This is a genomic window from Phycisphaeraceae bacterium (assembly GCA_019636655.1).
Lineage (GTDB): Bacteria > Planctomycetota > Phycisphaerae > Phycisphaerales > UBA1924 > JAHBXB01.
The window spans coordinates 51,980-71,277 of the sequence record JAHBXB010000002.1; the positions used below are offsets into that span (position 1 = coordinate 51,980).

The window sequence follows — 19,298 nt, forward strand, 5'->3', positions numbered from 1 at the left end:
AAGTGCAACCAGCGCTCCTTTCACCTGTTTGCACAAAGTGTGCCGAACAACCCCTTGCTGAACTCTCGGCAATCGGTTAGAGTCTCCCCATCGTGATTCCGGGGTGTGTGGTCAAGTCCCGTCCGTTCTGGCCGGGGAATGTGATTCCTGGAGAGCAAAATGGAACGTCCGAAGGCAAAGATGCTGCGCAGAGGCGGTGCGTTCACCCTGATCGAGCTCCTCGTGGTGATTGCAATCATCGCGTTGCTTGTCTCGATTCTCCTGCCAGCCCTGGCGCAGGCGAAGGCGACCGGAAGGATGATCCGCGAGCAGTCGGCGACCAGACAGTTTTCCACCGGATGGCTGTCCTACGCAAATGACTATCGCGGGTCGGTGCTGATCCCGTATGTTCACTGGACTCACGCCCACCCTTCCGCCGGCCCCATCCAGATGCGACCACAGGACAGTTGGACGGATTCGACCAAGACAATCGAAGGGGACGTCGTCAAGACGTGGCCGCTTCGCCTGAGCTACTACACAGACTTCGAAATGGATGGCTTGCAGATCGACAAGCAGACCCTGAACCTCTTCCGGAGTCGCACCCATCTCCCCAGCGGCACGACCGGCACGACGACTTCCTATGACAACACCCAGTCCTACCAATACGCGATCGCGACGCACCCGTCGATCGGGTTGAACAGCGTCTACGTTGGCGGCCATTACCGCCTTGGCGCGTTCCCCAACGGAAATGCTACGATTATTGGTCATCCGCGAGGCAGCCAGGGCGGACACTTCTACATCAGCACGATCGACGAGATATTCAACCCCGCGATCCTGATGGTCGGCGCGACCGCGCGTGCCACCGATATCGCTTCCGTCACTCGCGGCAGCAATGACTACGGCGGCCGGCATGTTGGGCAGAGCGCCAACCTGAACGTCAATGTCGTCCCGGGTCATCACATGGTGACACCCCCGAACATCGGTTTCCCGACCAACGGCGGCTCCGCACCCGCTTGGATTAACGCTCCGTCGTTCGACAAGACGAAGCCTGCTTGGGCATACGGTGGCGTTGATTTTCGCCATTTCGATAAGGCGGTTGCCGCGATCGCGGACGGTCACGTTGCAACCTTCACCGTGACCCAGATGCGGGATATGCGCATCTGGTCCAACTACGCCACCTCGGCCAACTGGACCTTTACTCGCGGCCCCGGCGGAGGCTGATCCGTCACCTCTGACGAGCCCCAAACCCCTTGGCCTGCCAGGGGGTTTTTTTCTTGCCGGCACCTGACCCCGCGCACACCTTCATCGGATTACACTGCGCGGGACTCATGCCGTGATGGAGCATCCATGATCAGCCTCGCCTCGATTCGGGAAAAGCCTTGGTTCGTTTGGGCCCTCGGTGTCGTTACGCTGCTGCTATTGCTGTGGATCGCATCCTTCATGATCGCGTCGTGTCAGCAGCGTCTCACCACCCCATCGCCACCTGATTCACCAGAGGACCGCAAGGCCGCGTCGCTGCTTGATCTTCTCAAGGACGACGAACGGTTCCGATACCTCGGTGCGTACCCCTCATACGAGCAGCCCGGTGTCATCATCCTCAGCGGGGAGCTCCCTTCCGCTGGAGACCTTGCTGCGCTCAATGCGAAGATCGCCGACCTCAACCTTCCCTACGAGGTCAAGATCGAGGCCGAACCCTTGCACCCCTAGTCACTGTCACGATCTCTTTAGAGTCGTTCACGGTACATTTGCCTTTCTTGCCGCCCGCCGCGTAGCCCATCGCGGCGGGCGGCTTCGTTTTGCTCCCCATTGCCGTGACCCTCTCCCATCCTCATCCTCCGGCGTACCCTCCTCCCCGATGACCTCCGCCGCACCCGCCCAGCCCTTTCTCGACGACCTCCGCGCCCGCGGCCTCCTGCACCAGTGCACCAGCGAGGCCGCTCTCGCCGCGCACCTGGCCGACCCCGTCATCGCCCCCCGCCGCGCCTACGCCGGGTTCGACCCAACCGCCGACTCGCTCACCGTCGGCAACCTCCTCCCCATCACCCTCCTCCGCCGCTTCCAACTCGCAGGCCACTCCCCCGTCGTCGTCATGGGCGGCGCCACGGGCCTTATCGGCGACCCCTCGGGCAAGTCCGCCGAGCGCGAACTGCTCACCCCCGACCGCGTCGCCGCGAACGTCGAATCCCAGCGCCGGATCTTCGGCCGCATCATCGACCTCGCCCCTTCCACAAAGCCCGCCACCGCCCCCCTGCTGCTCAACAACCTCGACTGGATCGGCCGCCTCTCCTTCCTCGAAGCGCTCCGCGACGTCGGCAAGCACTTCTCCGTCAACATGATGATCCAGAAGGACTCGGTCCGCGAGCGTCTCCACGCCCGCGACCAAGGGATCTCCTACACCGAGTTCTCCTACATGATCCTCCAGGCCTACGACTTCGCCCACCTATACAAGCACCACCATGTCACCCTTCAGATTGGCGGTAGTGACCAGTGGGGCAACATCGTCGCCGGGATCGATCTCATTCGGCGAGGCTGGATTCGGACGGCACAGCGAGCAGCAGCCGGTTCCAACCCAGACCGAGCTTCAGAAATCATGCAGCTGCCTGTCTATCAGGAAGCCGCGAGCTCGATAGAGATTCCCCCTGAGAAGGACGCCTTCGGCCTCACCGCCCCCCTTGTCACCAAGTCCGACGGCTCCAAGTTTGGCAAGTCCGAGTCCGGCGCCGTCTGGCTCACCCCCGAGCGCACCAGCCCCTACGCCTTCTACCAGTTCTGGCTCAACGCGGCGGACACCGACGTCCTCCGCCTCATCAACTTCTACACCTTCTTCAGCCTCGAGCAGATCCAGGGCCTCGCCGCGAAGCACGCCGCCAACCCCGGCGCCCGCGACGCCCACCGCGCCCTCGCCTCCCACATGACCGCCCTGCTCCACGGCCAATCCGAGGCCGACAAGGCCGAGTCCGCGGCGAAGGCCCTCTTCTCAGGCGACCTCCGCTCCATCGACCCATCCATGCTCGCCGAGGCCCTCGCCGCCGCCCCCGCCTCGACCCACGACAAGTCCCAACTCGCCGGCGACGGCCTCGCGCTCCTCGACCTGCTGCCGCAGACCACGATCTGCCAGAGCAAGACCGAGGCCCGCCGCCTCCTCGCCGAAGGGTCGATCAGCGTCAACGGCGACAAGGCCGCCCCCGACACCCACCTCACCCCCGCCTCCCTCCTCAACAACCGCCTCATCGCCCTCCGCCGCGGCAAGAAGGCCTGGCACGTCACCGTCTGGGGCTGATTGATTACAGCCGGACCACTTTGGGTGAGTTACTCGCCAGGTCCCCTCAGCTGCCTCGGGTTCCGCACGGGCACATTCGGATCAATCACTGGCTCTGGCTGCGGCGGATTAGCCTCGTTGAGCTGCCGCGCCAACTCGTCCGACGCCTTAGTATCCTCTGTCGCTCCCGCTGACCCGTCGCCGCGGAACGCAAAGAACAAGGCAACCACGATCAGCAGCGCCGCGATTGAACCGAGAATAACGTTCTTCTTCTTGGTATCCATGACGTCCTCTATACGCTTCGGGCCGGCACATGGGCCTCAGCAGCAAGTGCCGCCGCAACCCACTGCACTCCAAAGGAAGAGGGCCGGCATCAGCCGACCCTCTAAAATCATACGCAGTCGAGTCCGAAATCGCGACCGGTTCTACCGGTTGAGATCTCGACCCTTGATGCCCTTGTAGGTCGCCCAGAAGATCGCCGGGTACCCCGGGGTAGCGTACTCGAGCCCATCGTTGGCCATATCATATGCAACCATGCTGGCGGCCTCGGGCGTCCAGTTGCCGCACGGCGTGTACCCCTTGCGAGCCTCGGCATCCGGAGTCACCGCCGCGGTAGTAAGGCGGTTCAGGTCCGCTGTCTTCTTGCTGTCCACGCTGCCGTCCACTACGACGAACCGGGTGGTCGCCTCGGGGTGGTTCCACTGCGGAGGGCCCTCGGCTCGTCCGCCGGCCTGCAGTCGTTTGTTCTTCTTCGACATGTCAAACCGCTCGAAGCACATGACCTTGGCCTGCGGGAAGATCACCTCGTCAACACGGTTGCGCCGAAGGTACGACGGCGAGACCGGCAGGAACGTCGGGGTGGTGCCGCTCGCCTGGCTGTACCGCGTCGGGCTCAGCCACAACGTCGGTGACATCCAGTACGATCCGTCCCAGATGTAGCGGTACCGCTGGTTCAGCGGGATGTTCGCGAACGATTGTCGATACCGCAACTGAACCGACAGATCGCCCGGCGCAAACTGCGCCTTGATCTCGTTGTCGCCGTCGGTGATGTACTGCCCCATCAGGCTCGTCCAGTGGTATCCAAACGGCTCGGTCGCACGGCTCGGCGTGCTCTCGCCCATCGACCAATAGCCACCGCCGGTCTGAGGCGGAGGAACAACAATGCCGTACCACGGAACACCTGGCGCTGGCGGATTCGAGAACGGATTGATGAACTCATCCCGTGACTCGTTCGCGTAGTACGCGATCACCTGCCCCCACGTCCGCAGGTTCGCGAGGCTCACCGTGTTCTGCGCCGTCCGGCGGGCCTCACCGAGGGCCGGCAACAGAATGCTCACAAGCAGCGCGATGATCGCGATCACCACCAGCAGCTCAATCAGTGTAAAGGCCCGACGGATTCGCCGTGTCATAGCGCAATTCTCCAATGCCCACCCCGCCAAAACCCCGATCTGACGCTCACGGACGCCCTCACCGGCGCCGGTCGTCGCCCGAGTTGGGCCGAGGACCGAATGGTCCATGTACCCTTACTATCGCAGGAACACCCTGAGTTGTCCAGCGGCCCGGGCCAGATTCCGGGTCCACCAGTCGGATTCCTTTACGCAGCCTGTCAAGGTCCGGATTCATCTCAACCACTGTTTCGTCCCAGAGCCCCCGCCGGTTCGGTACATCAAGCCCTAACACCAATCATCGGCCCACTTTGCGCTATTTCCTCTCCTGGAGAGACGCTCGCCACTACCCCGGTGTGATCGATCAAGAACGCATTGTTCTCGGTCCGTCTTCCCCAAATCCCCGGCCAACCACTTGACAGCCCCACCGACCCGGCAACACTCCGCGTCGGTCAGGTAGACTTCACTCGCCCGGTTCGGATCGAAGGGGGTCTGGCGTGCGTATGGAGTGGTGAGCGGGCCCCCTGCGCCACGGCTTGCGACAGGCTGAAGGCGGCCCACCGGCGTGCCGAAGGGGTAGGAAGAGGGAGTCCGTCAGGGAACGATGACCCAGCAGCCTCACAGACCGGATCTCACCGAGACCTCGCCCATGGTCGGTTCGGGCGAGGGCTCCCAGGCCGACCTGCCCGCCCTCCAGCCCGAGGGGGCCGTGATCGGCGGCGGCAAGTCCAAGAGCGGCACCAACGTCGACACCATCATCGGCCGCATCGTCGTCGACCAGGGCCTCGCCACCAGCGAAGAGGTCCAGCAGTGCCTTGAGCAGAAGCGCAGCCAGCTCCAGGACAACAACCAGAAGTCCCTCTCCGAACTCCTCGTCGAGAACGACTACATCACCCCGCGCCAACTCGAGCGCCTCCGCATGATCGCCGAGGCCGAGCGCAGCGGCCAGCAGATCCCCGGCTACAAGGTCCTCGGCAAACTCGGCGCCGGCGCCATGGCCACCGTCTGGAAGGCCCGCCAACTCTCCCTCGACCGCCTCGTCGCCATCAAGGTCCTCCCCGCCAAGTACTCCCAGACCAGCCAGTTCATCGCCCGCTTCTACGCCGAGGGCAAGGCCGCCGCGTCCCTCAACCACCCCAACATCGTGCAGGCCTACGACGTCGGCCAGGCCGGCGACCGCCACTACTTCGTCATGGAGTACGTCGACGGCCGCACCGTCTACGACGACATCGCCAAGCACAAGCGGTACTCCGAGAAGGACGCCATCGACGTCATCTCCCAGATCACCGAGGCCCTCCAGCACGCCCACGCCAAGGGCCTCATCCACCGCGACGTCAAGCCCAAGAACATCATGATGACCCATGAGGGCGTCGCCAAGCTCGCCGACATGGGCCTCGCCCGCGCCATTAGCGACAAGGAAGCCGCCGAGGCCGAGCAGGGCAAGGCCTTCGGCACCCCCTACTACATCAGCCCCGAGCAGATCCGCGGCGAAAAAGAGATCGGCCCCCAGGCCGACATCTACTCCCTCGGCGCCACCCTCTACCACATGGTCACCGGCGCCGTCCCCTTCGACGGCAAGAGCCCCTCGGCCGTCATGCACAAGCACCTCAAGGCCGAACTCGTCCCCCCGGATCATGTGAACCCCAGGCTCTCCCCGGGCATCAGCGAAGTCATCGAGATGATGATGGCCAAGCAGCCCGGCCAGCGGTACAAGTCCACCACCGACCTCCTGATGGACCTCAAGGCCGTCCGCGAGGGCAAGACGCCCCCCATCGCCCACAAGGACATCGGCGGCGTCGACCTCTCCAGCGTCATCGCCGCCGAGGCCGCCGCCCCCGCCGTCATCGCCGAGGACCAGACCCGCGCCTCCGCCAACCGCCTCCAGGTCTTCGAAGTCCTCTTCTACGTCATGCTCGGCCTCTTCGTCGTCAGCGTCGCCGTCAACGTCTTCCTCTTCTCCCGCGGCGGCGGCTGAGCAGCCGGTCTGAGATCGGCGGCCCCCCGACGGCCACCTTCACACCTCAAAAAATCTGCCCACCACCCGTGATTTCCCCTTTTTGTTCTGTAGGATGCTGGAATAGGCTGTCCGCTCGGGACGGTATTGGCTTCAGAGCGGTCCGCACAGGGCGGGCCCTTCGTGAGCCGGGGACGGGCGGGGGTTGGAGTCGCGGCCTGGTGGATCATCGACTGACGATGCAACACGACGGCGAACGCGGCGAGCCGGTTGGCGCGCCTTCATGAGCCCGATCGCGACGCCTCCATCCTGTCCCAGCACCATGCTTCCCGCTTCCCGCACCAGGGCAGGGCGTGTGCCCCTGCGCCGACGCGGCACGAACCAATAGGAGAACCGACCCATCAACCGTCCATTCGGCCAACGAGAGCAGGCGCCGCGCCGCACGCGCGTCAACCACTTGATCCGGATCACCCCCATCCGCGTGATCGGTCCAGAGAACGAGCAGGTCGGTGTCATCGAGACCGCCGAGGCCCTCCGCATGGCCGACCAGGCCGGCCTCGATCTCGTCGAGATCTCCCCCGACGCCCGTCCGCCGGTCTGCAAGATCATGGACTACGGCAAGTACAAGTACGAGCTCTCGAAGAAGGAGCACAAGAGCCGCGCGGCGAGCAAGGCCACGGAAATGAAGGAAGTCCGCCTCGGACGGTCCATCAAGATCGACGAGCACGACGTCCAGATCCGTGTCCAGCAGTCCCGCCGGTTCCTCATGGCCGGCCACAAGGTGATGGTCACCCAGAAGTTCAAGGGCCGCGAGATCGCCCACCGCGATCTCGGCCTCGAACGCCTCAAACGCTTCGCCGACTCCCTCGCCGACATCGCCAAGGTCGAGCAGACCCCGCGCTGGTTCGGCAAGCAGGCCAGCATCATCCTCGCCCCCGACCGCGTCAAGGTCGAGGCCGCCAAGCGCGCCCTCGAAAAGGAGCGCCTCGCCCGCATCGCCGCCGGCGAGAAGATCGAGCCCGAGGTCGAAGAGCCCGTCATCGACGAGCCGGATCTCGATGATGACGACGGCGACGACGACGATCAGGACTGATCCCGCCGCCCGTCCGCCGCACACCACGTCGTCCAGCGCCCGACCGCAACGGTCGGGCGTCTTTTTTGGTACCTTCTTCCCCCCGGTCCCTCGCCGCGACGGTCGCCGCGCACACCGGATCCGCCCAGTCACGGAGACACACCGCATGAACAACCGCACCGCGCGCACACGACTCCCGGCCCGGCTGATCGCCCTCGCCGCCGGCTCGCTCCTCTCCACCGCCGCGCTGGCAGTCGACCGCGTCACCCTCCCCACCGGCGAGACGCTCACCGGCGAGGTCGTCGGCGTCACCGCTTCCTCCATCATCCTCCGCCACCCCGTCCTCGGCGATGTCCATGTCGATAGCGCCGACGCCACGATCACCCACCTCGCCCCCGAAGAACCGCCCGCCGACGGCGCCGCGCCGGATGCGACCCCGCACGCCGATTCCGACGCCATGAAGGAGGCCGAGGCCCACGTCGAGGCTGCTCGCTGGAAGTTCAAGCTCGTCGCCGGCCTCTCGTACATCACCGGCAACACCAAGAGCTTCAACGTCAGCACCCTCCTCGAGCTCAAACGCGAAGCCGATGACATGAAAACCGTCTTCTCCGGCGGCGGCTTCTACGGCCGCGCCGACGGCGAGGACAACCAGGCCAACGCCTTCGCCCAGGTCGTCCAGGAGTGGTTCTTCAAGGACTCTCCCTGGCTCTGGTTCGCCGACGCCCGCTTCGACTACGACGAGTTCCAGTCCTGGCGCTACCGCTTCGCCGCTCACACCGGCCCCGGCTACAAGTTCTTCGATCTGGAGGCCTTCAAACTCACCGGCCTGCTCGGCATCGGTGTGAAGAAGGAATGGCAGTCCGACGACGACGACTGGATCCCGGAAGGCCAGGCGGGCGTCAATGGCTTCTGGCAGATCACGCCCAGGCAGAAGCTCGAGTTCTCCGCCTACTACTACCCCGACTTCTCGGACTTCGCGAACTTCCGCACCCGCGAATCGGTCCTCTGGTCCGTCCTCCTCGATGAGTCCCTCAACCTCAGCCTCACCGCCGGCCTCATCCACGAGTACCAGGCCGAGGTCGACCCTGGCGACGTCAAGAACGACATCAAGATCATCGCCGGCCTCCAGATCGAGTTCTGATCCCGCGCCACAACGTCCTCTAACCCATCCGGCCGCCCGCACCCCCAGCGCGCCCGGCACAACCCGCCTCCACTCCCGGCATCGCCGCCACCGGCGCTGGCGATGCCGCTCGCTCCGGGCATGCTTACACATGACAGGGCCACCATCCCTCGCCGCAACAACCGGAGAACCGACGTCATGTTTCAGCGCCTGATCCCCGTTGTCGTCCTCGCTTCCATCGCCGCAGCCGCCCTCGCTTGCCGCATCGGCTGGCTCCCCGAGATCACCATCGCCGGCTACCGCCTCGGCCCAACCCTCCCGCCCAAGAAGCCCTCGCTCGTCGTGCGCCGCATCGAAGCGCCCGCCGCCCCCGAGGCCACCGGCGCCGTCGCCCTCAGCATGCCCGGCGTCGAGACCGGCGCCCTCATCGTTGTCCCCACCTCCGCCCGCGCCGGATCGGGCTTCGTTGACACCCGATCCTCCATCGTCGGCCGCGCCGGCTCGTACGCCAGTTCAACCGTCTCCCAGGACGACGTCCGCCGTGAGAAGTCCCTCAATCACAACCAGTACACCGAGGCCTTCGTCGCCGGCCGCTCCCGCAAGAACTGACCGATTCTGGGCCGCCCCACGCACCCCCGACCGCCGGTATACTGCCGCAACCGAGGTCCGCCGCCGCATCGGCTGTTGAGCCGTGCCGCCCGCGTCGGATCGCCGGTTCGGAGATTCGGTCATGGTCCTGTTCGCCCGCGCCGCCATCACGGGCCTCCTGATCTGGTCAGTCGCCGTCCCCGGCTGCGCCACCGCCCCGGGCACGGAGAAAGAACGCGTCTCGCTCGCCAACAGCGCCGCCGACGCGCTCGCCCGCATGAAGTTCGAGGACACCGGCCTCGACGCCTTCATCAAGAAGTCCTATGGCTACGCGATCTTCCCTGCCGTCGGCAAGGGCGCCCTGGGCATCGGCGGCGCCTACGGCCGCGGCGAGGTCTACGAACTCGGCCAAATGGTCGGCTACTGCGACCTCACCCAGGCCACCCTCGGCCTCCAGGCCGGCGGCCAGGAATACTCTGAGCTCATCTGCTTCGAGAACCGCAACGCCCTCGACCGCTTCCGCGAGGGCCAGTTCGCCTTCTCCGCCAACGCCTCCGCCACCGCCCTCAGGTCCGGCGCCGCGGCGACCGCCAAGTTCGCCGACGGCGTCGCCGTCTTCACCTATGTCAGCGCGGGCCTCATGTTCGAGGCCTCCATCGGCGGTCAGCAGTTCTCCTTCCAGCCCCGGTAACGGCCCGAGACCCTTTTGGGGGAGGCCCGCCTCTCATGAGACCGCCACAGATCACCAGCGCCCGCGCCCTGACCACGTGGCTGATCCGCGCCGCCGCCCTCGCCCTGGTCTCCGCCGGGTCCTACCTCGTCCTCAAGAAGGCCCTCTTCGCCGTCGGCACCGGCGTCGTTCCCATCTTCATGAGCGTCTACGAGGGCGTGGGCGAGGAACACAGCACCTACCGCGGCGCCGCGATGCTCGTCGTCGGCATTGCCCTGGCCCTGCTTTCCCGCCGACTCGCGCATTGGGTCGTCGCGATGCCCCCCAACGGTTGCCCCCGCTGCGGCTACGAGGGCCTCGACGGCACGATGAACCGCTGCCCCGAGTGCGGCCTGGACGGGTTCACTCCCGCGGCATGACGATCAGAGCCCGGCGCCCCCGCCCGCCGCGGCGTCGGCCCTCTTCGCCGGTGGATGCAGCACCGCGTTGAGCGCCGCCATCCCCTGGCGCGAGTAGTCGATCGAGTCCGCGAGGATCCGCGCCGACTCCTGCGGCGCGTGGAACCCCATCGAGTTCTCCGCGTTCACGAAGTCCAGCCGCCACTGGGCCTTCCGGAGAAGCGCCCGGGCCGCCGCCAGTTTGTCGTCGCTCACCCCGGACTTCGACGCCTCTTCGAGCGCCGTGATCAGGTCGATCGCCGCCTGCTCGCTCCGGCTCATCAGCGCCTTGGTCCGGTCCTGGATGATGTTCACCCGGGCCAGCAGCTCCGCCTCGGGCTGCGGGTGGCACGTCTGGCACGACGCCGCGATGCTCAGCATCGGGCTGCGGACATGGTGGCTGCTGTACTTCATCGCGCCGACGCGCTGGTAGGGCATGTGGCAATCGGCGCACGAAACCCCGGACCTCGCGTGCACGCCCTGGCTCCAGGTCTCGAACTCGGGGTGCTGCGCCTTGAGCAGATCGGCGCCGGAGCGCGGGTGCTTCCAATCGGAGAACCCCGCCTCGTCGTAGTACGCCTCGACCTGGTCCACGTTCACCCCCTTCGCCCACGGGTAGGTGACGGTCTTCTCCTTGCCCTTGAAGTAGTACTCGACGTGGCACTGCGCACACGCGAACGACCGCATCTCCTGCCGGCTGGCCATGGTGTTCGGGTCGTACGGCGTGCTGCGGGACCCGGCCCGCCACCGCTCCACGCTGGGCAGGTGCGGCACCGGCTCGGCGCTCGCCGCGAGCGCCGCGATGCCGCGCATGAACCCGGGGCGGGTGACCCGCAGGGCCATCGTGCCCGGGTCGTGGCAGTCAAGGCACGAGATCGCGTGGTCCACCAGCGCCGTGGCCTCGGAGTACGGCATCGCGCACACGGCGTCGAACCCGGCGTTGAGCTGCGCCAGACCGTTCGCGGACAGCAGCGGCTCGTCGACCGTGCCGGGCGCGCCGTTCTTGAGGCCGACCTCGCGGTACGCCACCACGTTCGACGCGTGGCACTGGAGGCACGCGCCGGGCTGCTTCCGCTCCGTCACCCGCTTGGTCTCCCGCTGGTCCGACAGCATGTACGCGTGCCCTCGCTCCTCGCGGTAGTCGATCGAGAACGCGTAGCCGTCGAACAGCGTCCGCAGGGCCGGGTCGGAATCGAGCTTCTGGAAATCCTCGCTCCCGCCGTACCGCGTACGGGTCGTGTCCACCGTGCGCATGTAGGTGTCGTACTGGTCCGGGAAGTTCTTCCCCCACACCGCCGGGTCGACGGTCGATTCGTTCGTCTCCACGACGCGGACGAACGTCGTCGCCGCCTCCCGCTTGCGCTGCGCGATGTTCCGCAGCAGGAGCATCACCGCGATGGTCGCGGCGAACACCACCACCAGCACGAGCCAGAATGCCGCCCGCCCGGCGGGCTCCCGAACTCTCCGTGCACTGCTCTGCATCGCGTCGCTCCTTGTACCCTCGCGGCAATCGACCGCACTACCGCGCATGACCGACATCACGATGGCAGTGGACGCAGTCCATCGCCTCGCCGCCGCCGGCACGGACAATCTCGCTGACCATCCCCTCATGGCACCGGACGCAGTTCTCCTGCACCGCCGCCAGGCTGCTCGCCTTGATCTGGATCGGCTCGTGGAACGTTTGGAAGGTGAAGCCCCACGAGTGCCTCGCACCGTGATCGGCCTTCGTCGCGTATTTGCTCACCACCGAGTCGTGCGGCACGTGGCAGTCGTTGCACACCGCCCAGGCGTGATGAGACGAGTGCTCCCAATCCCGGTGCTGCTGGTTCATCACATGGCAGTTCACGCACGCCGCCGGATCGTTCGAGAGGTACGACCACCCCTCGGCATACGTAAACGTGAACGCGCCCAGACCCAGGAACACCCCCAGCAGCGCGGCCAGGACCGTCATCGCCGTACCCATCGATCGGCTGGGCTTCATGCCGGTTGCTCCCACGTCTCACGAACACCCCCGACCTCGGCAGCCTACCGCGCTGCCCCGCGCGCGTCTACCTCATTCTCATTCCGCCGGGCGCTCTTCGGGCAGCACCTCGACCGCCTCCTGCTCGCTCGTGACCTCCTCGAGCAACTCACCCGGCAGTTTCGTTGCCGCCAGATCCATGCGCCACGACGCCGGGTCCGCCCCCATCCGGCGCCCCATCTCGCTGAGCGACTGCATCGTCTCCTTCTGGAACAGCCCGGTTTTGGGGGCCCGCCACGACTGCGGGATGCTCACATACCGCAGTTCCACGTCGATCCCCTCCGCCAGCCGCACGTAGTCCACCTGCTGCGCGAAGTACCGCAGCGCCGTGTTCGTCGACGACCGCACCGTCGTCTCCACCGATCCCGCCGTGATGCTCACCCACGACGGCTGCACGATCTGCGGCCTCGCATCGAGCTGGTTGTTGATCACCACCCAGTACCGCATCTTGGGGATCGGCACGCCGGGGTGGTCGCGGCGCAGCACGTTCCGCGGCGTATCGTCGGCGCGCAGGTCTGTCACGATCAGGATGTTCGCCGTCGTCCCCCCGTCGACGTACAGCGTGTCGTCGATCACCACCGGCGGGAACGCCGCCGGAATCGCGGCCGACGCGAGCAGGATCCGGTGCACCCGGTCGGCGTCCTGCACCGCCAGCGCCAGCTGCGCCTGGTCCCCGAGGTCCCACGTCCGTTCCATGCTCAGATCGAGGTTCGTCGTCCCGATCGCCAGCACCCGGTCCTGCTCCGACCCCTTCGCCAGTTCCGCGATCACCTCGTCGTTGATCTCGCGCCGGATGTCCCGCGCCAGCCCCGAGTTGTCGTAGAACGACGTCGACCCGGGAAGGAAGAAGAACAGCCCGCGGAGTTTGATCCAGTCGTCGCTCGGGTCCTGGTACAGCTTCAGGATCCGCTCGTACGACGTCCCGCTCCCGATGAACGCGAACGGCGCGATCAGCGCCCCCGTCGACACCCCGGACACGACGTCGAACTCCGGACGAGCCAACTCCCCCTGCACCGTGCCCCACCCCTCGAGGAACCCGGCGCCGAACGCCCCTTTGTCACCGCCGCCGGAGATCACCAGCACGTCGAACACCGGCGGTTCCGCCGTCTTCCCCGAGGCGTACTCCTCGTACTCCCTCGTCCACCTCCGGACGATCTTCTGGATCCCCGCCTCTCGCTCGTCCGCCACCTCGCGCAGGTAGGACACCCTGCGGCGGTCCAACTCCTCCGGCTCGAGCGTCGGCCGGTTCACCACGCACCCCGCGGGCACACCGGCCAGCACAGCAACCAACACGATGCGCCGCCAGATGGTCATCGTCCACTCCTCCCGATCAGGACCGCTGCCGTCTGGTATTATGCCGCGGCCGGCCCGGCGCCGCGCGGAAGACCTCCCTCTCGGAGCCCGACATGGGATTGTTCGACTGGCTGCGAGGACGCACCCCCGCCGCGAAACCCCAGGGCGACGACTCGCCGGCCCACGCCGTCCTGCTGTACATCCGCCTGTCGGACGACGCGTTCGGCACCGACGAGGACCGCGCCGCCTGCTTCTCGCTCGAGGACGATCTGCAAAAAGCCGTCGCCGCGCAGCGCGCCGGCGAATACGACGGCAACGAGTTCGGCGAGGGGCTTTGCGTGATCTTCATGTATGGACCCGATGCCGAGTCGCTCTGGTCGGCCATCGAACCGGCGCTCGAGAAGCGCCCCTTCCGCAAGGGGTCGTACGCCATCCGCCGGTTCGGGCCCCCCGGCGCACGCGAGGAACGCATCGATCTGCACTGGGACGGCTGACCGCCCGCGTCCCTACTCCGGGCTCCCCGTCTCGTTCGCATGGGTGGCCCTCCCATCCCGAACCCGGCGCGACAGCGCGCCGACCGCTTCCTCCTTCCCCACCGCCTGCAGCCGCCAGCACCGGTGGATCCTCCGGTTCCGATACTCCGGAGGCACCGTCCGATTGCTGATCTCGCGGGAGGACAGCCCCGCCTCGGCGATCGACCGCTCGTCGAGCTTGAACCTCCGGAAGTTCGTCGAGAAGTACACCACGCCCCCGGGCGACATCAGCGGAGCGAGCGTCGTCAGCAGCGGCACGTGCCCGTGCAGCACCTCCCAGTCCTCTTCGGTCGATGTGCTGTTCGAGAACGTCGGCGGGTCCACCACCGCCAGGTCGTACAGCCCCTGCGCCCGGGCCCGCTGCGACAGCAGGAACTCCTTCACATCCGACCGCACGAGGCGGTGCGAGGGGCCCGCAAGGCCGTTGAGCCCGAGGTTCCGCCCCGCCCAGTCCACGTAGGTGTTGGAGAGGTCGACGCTCGTCGTCTCCCGCGCCCCGCCCGCCGCGGCGTACACGGTGAACGCCCCGGTGTAGCAGAACAGGTTCAGCACCCGTTTGCCCGCCGCCTGCTCCCGCACCATCTGCCGCGTCAGCCGGTGGTCGAGGAACAGCCCGGTGTCGATGTAGTCGGAGAGGTTTACCTCGAATCTCAACCCCCCCTCGCTCACGACAAACACGTGCCGCGCCTCCCCCTGCTTCTCGTGCTGGGTAAGCCCGCGCTGGCGGTGCTTCTCCTTCATATAGACCTGCTCGATCGGAACGTCCGCCGTCTGCGCGATCGTGCGCCGCATCAGGTCAAACCAGTCCGCCTGCTGCGCCACCGTCCGGCTGTGCTGGCGCTCGTACTCCGCGGCGTGGTACCGCTCCTCGTACCGATCGACGATCAGCGGCACATCCGGCACGTCCCGCTCGTACACGCGGTAGCACGGGATGCCGCGCGATGGGTACTTCCGGAGGTGCCGCAGGTTGTTCGCGAGGCTCGCGGCGAACTCCCTCGCCTCCTTCTCATCCCGCTCCCGCAGGCCGCCGAACGCCGGCGCAGCGGGCGCCCTGGGCGGCGATTCTCGCCTCTCGGCGGACGCCGCGGCACTGCTTGCCGCGGGCGGCTCCACCCCGGCCGGCGCTGCATCCTGACGGCCCTCGATCAACTCGATGTCATCTTCAGGAAGTTCGGGCGCATCGATCTCGTCCCCGCCCCACGACTCCCTCTGCATGTCCGGCGGCTTCGGACCCAGAAACGAGAAATAGGTGCACTTGATCTTGGAGTTGTACAACTTTCTCCGCCTCGCCGCGGGCTGGCCGAAGATCGTCTCGAGGTCCAGAAGGCCCGTCAGGATGTGGAACGACCACGTCGGCATCAAGCGGAACACCCGCGGCAGCCCGCGGTAGAGCATCGCGATCTCGCGCTCCTCGCCCAGCCGGACGCCGTAGGGTGGGTTGGTCACGACACACCCGTAGTCGAGTTTGCTCGACAGGTCCTTCACATCCCGCACGCCGAAGTGGATGTCCCGCTCGACGCCCGCCGCGCGGGCGTTCGCCTGCGCGATCCGGATGGCCCGCTCATCCACATCGCTCGCGTGGATCGTCGGGCTCAACCGGGGCTCGGCCGCGCCGCGGGCCGACTCCCGCTCCTCCCTCCAGATTCCGGTATCGATCCACCCCCATCCCTCGGCATCGAATCCCCGCTGCAGCCCGGGCGCCATGTTCCGGCCGATCATCGCCGCCTCGATGGCAATCGTGCCGCTCCCGCAGAAGGGATCGACCAGCGCCCGTCCCGGACGCCAGACGCTCAGCAGCACCAGCCCCGCCGCGAGCGTCTCCTTCAGCGCCGCCTCGCCGGGGTTTCCTTCGCGGTACCCGCGCTTGTGCAGGCCCGCTCCGGAGGTGTCGATCGTCAGGGTCGCCACGTCGCGCAGGATCGAGACGTCGACCGACACCCGCGCCCCGGTCTCCGGAAGTTCCGCCGCGCCGTGCGCGCTCATGAGCCGCTCGACGATCGCCCGCTTGGTCGCCCGCTGCACCGCCGGCTCGCTGCTCAACTGCGACCGCACGCACCGGCCGCTGACCGGGAACGCCCCATTGCGCGGGATCCACCGCTCCCACGGCAGCGCCTTGATGCCGTTGAACAGCGCGTCGAAATCCGCGGCGGGAACCTCGCCGACGCGGATCAGCACGCGGTCGGCCGATCGCAGCCACAGGTTCGCGCGGCAGACCGCGCGTCCGGCCGGGTCACCCCGGAACAGCACCCGCCCGGTCGCGATCGGCTTCGCCTGGTAGCCCAGGTGTTCGAGCTCCCGCGCCACCACGCTCTCGAGGCCGAAGGTGCTCGTCGCGAGCAGGTCCATCGGCTCGGCGGGGCGCGGCGGGGGCGTGGTCATCGCCAGAGCCCGGCACGCTGCTTCCAGTGCTCCAGCACGGGCTCGGCGCGGCGCTTCAGCGCCTCGATCTCGCGGGCCTTGTCCTCGGGCGTGGCGCTCTTCCAGAACGACTCGGGCCGTGGGCTCGAGAGGTTCGCGATGTCCGCCGCGGCCTCGTACGCCACGATCTGGCGGGCGGTCGCGTCGCCATCGGTCGGCGGAAGATCCGCCAGCAGCGTCTCGAGGGCCCCGGGCTCGGCGCGGAAGAGAGCTCGCCGGGCATCCTTGTCGCCCGCGGCGGCGCGGTCGACCAGCGCCGTGATGCACGTCGGCGTGGCGATCGAGGCGAGCATGGTGTCCAATCGCGATCGCTCGCCGGGCGTCAGATCCGCGCGGTCGAGCAGGGCGACAATGTCCTTGTCCGCGCTCTGGATGCCGAGGCGCCAGACCTTCTGCACGGCCTCGCGCACGTCGGACTTGCTGGACTCGGGGGAGGTGATGATCGGCTGCAGCGTCGTGGCGTACAGATCGTCGAGGTACTTGCGGGACGCATCGGCGAGGCGCTTGGCGAGGCCCGGGGCGTTGGCGACCTCACCGGGGCCGATCTCGTCGAGCAGTTTCCCGTCGGGCGTGACCAGCGCGAGGAACAGGCCGTGCGAGGTCGGCAGGCCGAACTTCTCCAGTTCCTCGATGACGCGGTTGTTGCGGGCCACCTGCACCGGGACGAAGAAGGTCTGCGCGAGCTGAACGACGGCGGGGTCGCGGAAGGAAGCCTCCTGCGCGACGTAGAGATCGTCCTCCTCGCCGATGTCGCGGCGCTCGTAGATCCAGAACATCAGCGGCTTGTCCTGCTCCTTGGCGAACGAGATCGCGGAGCGGGCGTTGCCGTACCACTGGATCGGGTTCTGAGCCAGCGCGGGGGCGGAGGCGAGCGTCACGACGGCGAGGACAAGGGCCGTGAGGATGATCTTCATGGGATACTCCGGGCCTGCGGCGGCGGGTGGAGTATATGTTGCGGCGGAGTGGTGGAGGCCGTCGAGGCGCGCAGGAAAAAGGGCGCTGCGGTAACAGCGCCCTTAGAAATGGAGACGAGATGGCCGAGATCAGCGGCGGCGACGGCGACCAGCGGCGAGGAGGCCGAGGCCGGCGAGGCCGAGGGCGGAGGGGGAGGGGACGGTGACGGAGACGTTGTCGAAGTCGCCGGTCTCGCCCGGGAGCTGGAAGTTGTCGTTGAGCATGACCACCTGCTCGACGCTGGTGCCGGCAAAGATGCCGGCGACGCCGGTGTAGAGGGGAGCGCCACCATAGAAGTAGGTGATGGTGTCGGCGACGGAGTCGGTCAGGACGCGGAGTTCGGTGTAGGCGCCCGTATTCCACGCCACGCCGGTGTCGACAAAGCCGAGGCCGCCGCCGAGGTCATCGAGGATGAAGATGGTGCCGGGACCTGTGCCGTTCGCGTCGGTCCAACTGAACTTGACGCGCCAGGTCAGGAGCGCCTGAGACGGGGCCTGGCCGACGACGTCGTAGTCGGCTCCACCGTCGTTGGAGAGGTTGATCTGCATTGAAGTCTCGCTCTGGCCGCCGGCGAAGACGCCGAGGACGGGCGAGAAGGCCAACTGATTGGTGCCGTTGGGGTTGCCGGCGTTGTTGACCATGCGGAAGTTCTGGTTGCCGGCGTAGGGGTTGGCGGTGGTCACAGACTGGGTGGCGGTCGCCGCGGGAGCGGTGGCCCAGCCGAGTTGCCCGTCGAGGGGACCGACGACGTAACCCTCGGCGGTCTCGAAGCCGGCGAAGAAGTTGCCGGGACCGCGGAGGGCGCCGGAGGACTGGCCGGACGTGAAGGCGGCGGTGGAAATCGGGCCGTGGCTCCGGGTGAAATCGGCCGAAGCGACGCTGGCGGCCCCAAAGGACGAGACAGCAGCGAGCACCAAAACAGAATGGTTCATCTCTCAACCTCCATTACAAATACGAGTTGCGCAAGGCGCCCAGTGGGCCGGGCGCACAGCACCATCGCCGGGACGAACGGTCGCCCCGAGGCCGACTCTCTCTCCGCCGACAACGTGCCGTGCGGTGTGCCAACAACATAGCCCACGGGAGGGGCCAAGCCCAATGGGATTCCCCAAAAGGGGCAATTCCTATGGGGGTGGTCCGAAAAATCTCCCGTTACGACTTGTAGAACTTCCAGAAGCGGAAGCCGAGGAACGCGAGCCAGGCGAGGCTGGCGAAGAAGATGTAGACGAAGACGGCCTGGGAGTGGCCCTCGAGGCGCGAATCGCCGGGGGAACCGGGGATGTACTGCACGGGGATGGTGTCGCCCTCGGGGACCGGCCACGATGTGGCGACGGTATCGGATTCGCGGCGGGTGCTGCCGTCGCCGTCCTGGAACACGTAGTCGATCTGGAGTTTTTGCCGGCGCGTGCCGAAGCGACCGCGACTGGTGACCACGGCGGCGCGGCCGAGGTGCGCCTCGGCGGTCTTGCCATGGGTGAAGTACTTGAGTTCGCTGCATGATGCAAAGAAGGAGACGATGAAGACGACGAAGGCGACGAATGCGAACTTGAATCGCCACAACTCGTGGTCCGCGTCCATCGATGGTGTCTCCCGATGCAAGGTTCGAGCCGGCGGGTGGA

At 66.9% G+C, this 19,298-nt stretch carries 18 protein-coding genes and 1 pseudogene; 10 read left to right on the forward strand and 9 right to left on the reverse strand.

Annotation, left to right across the window (positions count from 1 at the left end):
- The first annotated feature begins 159 nt into the window (after positions 1–159).
- The 3 genes from KF745_05655 to KF745_05665 all read left to right on the forward strand — a co-directional run bounded on the left by KF745_05655 (position 160) and on the right by KF745_05665 (position 3,259).
- Positions 160–1,200: a type II secretion system protein gene (locus KF745_05655; protein MBX3357895.1), complete on the forward strand. Its 1,041-nt coding sequence runs from the start codon at positions 160–162 to the stop codon at positions 1,198–1,200.
- Positions 1,201–1,326: 126 nt separating this feature from the next.
- Positions 1,327–1,686 (forward strand): hypothetical protein, encoded by a 360-nt coding sequence (locus tag KF745_05660; GenBank protein MBX3357896.1) that lies wholly within the window; start codon positions 1,327–1,329, stop codon positions 1,684–1,686.
- Positions 1,687–1,834: 148 nt separating this feature from the next.
- Positions 1,835–3,259, forward strand: a complete 1,425-nt coding sequence (locus KF745_05665) for a tyrosine--tRNA ligase (protein ID MBX3357897.1) — start codon at positions 1,835–1,837, stop codon at positions 3,257–3,259.
- A 29-nt stretch (positions 3,260–3,288) separates the two neighbouring features.
- On the opposite strand, the gene KF745_05670 is transcribed toward KF745_05665, so the two are convergent.
- A complete protein-coding gene (locus KF745_05670) occupies positions 3,289–3,522 on the reverse strand; it encodes a hypothetical protein (protein ID MBX3357898.1) in 234 nt (77 codons plus the stop codon).
- A 1,005-nt stretch (positions 3,523–4,527) separates the two neighbouring features.
- A pseudogene (locus tag KF745_05675) lies at positions 4,528–4,647 on the reverse strand (prepilin-type N-terminal cleavage/methylation domain-containing protein).
- A 580-nt stretch (positions 4,648–5,227) separates the two neighbouring features.
- On the opposite strand from KF745_05675, the gene KF745_05680 reads away from it, so the two are divergent.
- The 6 genes from KF745_05680 (at position 5,228) to KF745_05705 (ending at position 10,446) form a co-directional block, all read left to right on the forward strand.
- Positions 5,228–6,598 (forward strand): serine/threonine protein kinase, encoded by a 1,371-nt coding sequence (locus KF745_05680; GenBank protein MBX3357899.1) that lies wholly within the window; start codon positions 5,228–5,230, stop codon positions 6,596–6,598.
- A gap of 436 nt (positions 6,599–7,034) precedes the next feature.
- A complete protein-coding gene (gene infC, locus KF745_05685; protein ID MBX3357900.1) occupies positions 7,035–7,670 on the forward strand; it encodes a translation initiation factor IF-3 in 636 nt (211 codons plus the stop codon).
- Positions 7,671–7,815: 145 nt separating this feature from the next.
- Positions 7,816–8,790 (forward strand): DUF481 domain-containing protein, encoded by a 975-nt coding sequence (locus tag KF745_05690; protein MBX3357901.1) that lies wholly within the window; start codon positions 7,816–7,818, stop codon positions 8,788–8,790.
- A 177-nt stretch (positions 8,791–8,967) separates the two neighbouring features.
- Positions 8,968–9,378: a hypothetical protein gene (locus KF745_05695; protein ID MBX3357902.1), complete on the forward strand. Its 411-nt coding sequence runs from the start codon at positions 8,968–8,970 to the stop codon at positions 9,376–9,378.
- A 121-nt stretch (positions 9,379–9,499) separates the two neighbouring features.
- A complete protein-coding gene (locus KF745_05700; GenBank protein MBX3357903.1) occupies positions 9,500–10,048 on the forward strand; it encodes a lipid-binding SYLF domain-containing protein in 549 nt (182 codons plus the stop codon).
- A gap of 35 nt (positions 10,049–10,083) precedes the next feature.
- Positions 10,084–10,446 carry a hypothetical protein gene (locus KF745_05705; GenBank protein MBX3357904.1) on the forward strand — a complete coding sequence of 121 codons (363 nt, stop codon included), beginning with the start codon at positions 10,084–10,086 and terminating at the stop codon, positions 10,444–10,446.
- Between the two features lie 3 nt (positions 10,447–10,449).
- On the opposite strand, the gene KF745_05710 is transcribed toward KF745_05705, so the two are convergent.
- From KF745_05710 to KF745_05720, 3 genes are all read right to left on the reverse strand, one after another.
- Complete coding sequence (locus KF745_05710) at positions 10,450–11,946, reverse strand: ammonia-forming cytochrome c nitrite reductase subunit c552 (protein ID MBX3357905.1); 1,497 nt, start codon at positions 11,944–11,946, stop codon at positions 10,450–10,452.
- A gap of 37 nt (positions 11,947–11,983) precedes the next feature.
- Positions 11,984–12,445, reverse strand: coding sequence for a cytochrome c nitrite reductase small subunit (gene nrfH / locus KF745_05715; protein ID MBX3357906.1), 462 nt, complete (start codon positions 12,443–12,445; stop codon positions 11,984–11,986).
- A 78-nt stretch (positions 12,446–12,523) separates the two neighbouring features.
- Positions 12,524–13,798, reverse strand: a complete 1,275-nt coding sequence (locus KF745_05720; protein ID MBX3357907.1) for a patatin-like phospholipase family protein — start codon at positions 13,796–13,798, stop codon at positions 12,524–12,526.
- Between the two features lie 92 nt (positions 13,799–13,890).
- On the opposite strand from KF745_05720, the gene KF745_05725 reads away from it, so the two are divergent.
- Positions 13,891–14,271 (forward strand): hypothetical protein, encoded by a 381-nt coding sequence (locus KF745_05725; protein MBX3357908.1) that lies wholly within the window; start codon positions 13,891–13,893, stop codon positions 14,269–14,271.
- Positions 14,272–14,283: 12 nt separating this feature from the next.
- Here the strand turns inward: KF745_05725 and rlmKL are convergent, their stop codons facing one another.
- The 4 genes from rlmKL to KF745_05745 all read right to left on the reverse strand — a co-directional run bounded on the left by rlmKL (position 14,284) and on the right by KF745_05745 (position 19,257).
- Complete coding sequence (rlmKL, locus tag KF745_05730) at positions 14,284–16,689, reverse strand: bifunctional 23S rRNA (guanine(2069)-N(7))-methyltransferase RlmK/23S rRNA (guanine(2445)-N(2))-methyltransferase RlmL (GenBank protein ID MBX3357909.1); 2,406 nt, start codon at positions 16,687–16,689, stop codon at positions 14,284–14,286.
- Positions 16,686–17,642 (reverse strand): DUF255 domain-containing protein, encoded by a 957-nt coding sequence (locus KF745_05735; GenBank protein ID MBX3357910.1) that lies wholly within the window; start codon positions 17,640–17,642, stop codon positions 16,686–16,688. The genes rlmKL and KF745_05735 overlap by 4 nt, the downstream gene beginning before the upstream one ends.
- 129 nt (positions 17,643–17,771) lie before the next feature.
- Positions 17,772–18,614 (reverse strand): hypothetical protein, encoded by an 843-nt coding sequence (locus KF745_05740; protein MBX3357911.1) that lies wholly within the window; start codon positions 18,612–18,614, stop codon positions 17,772–17,774.
- 217 nt (positions 18,615–18,831) lie between these two features.
- On the reverse strand, positions 18,832–19,257 hold the full coding sequence (locus KF745_05745) for a hypothetical protein (GenBank protein MBX3357912.1): 426 nt from the start codon (positions 19,255–19,257) through the stop codon (positions 18,832–18,834).
- Positions 19,258–19,298 lie beyond the last annotated feature (41 nt).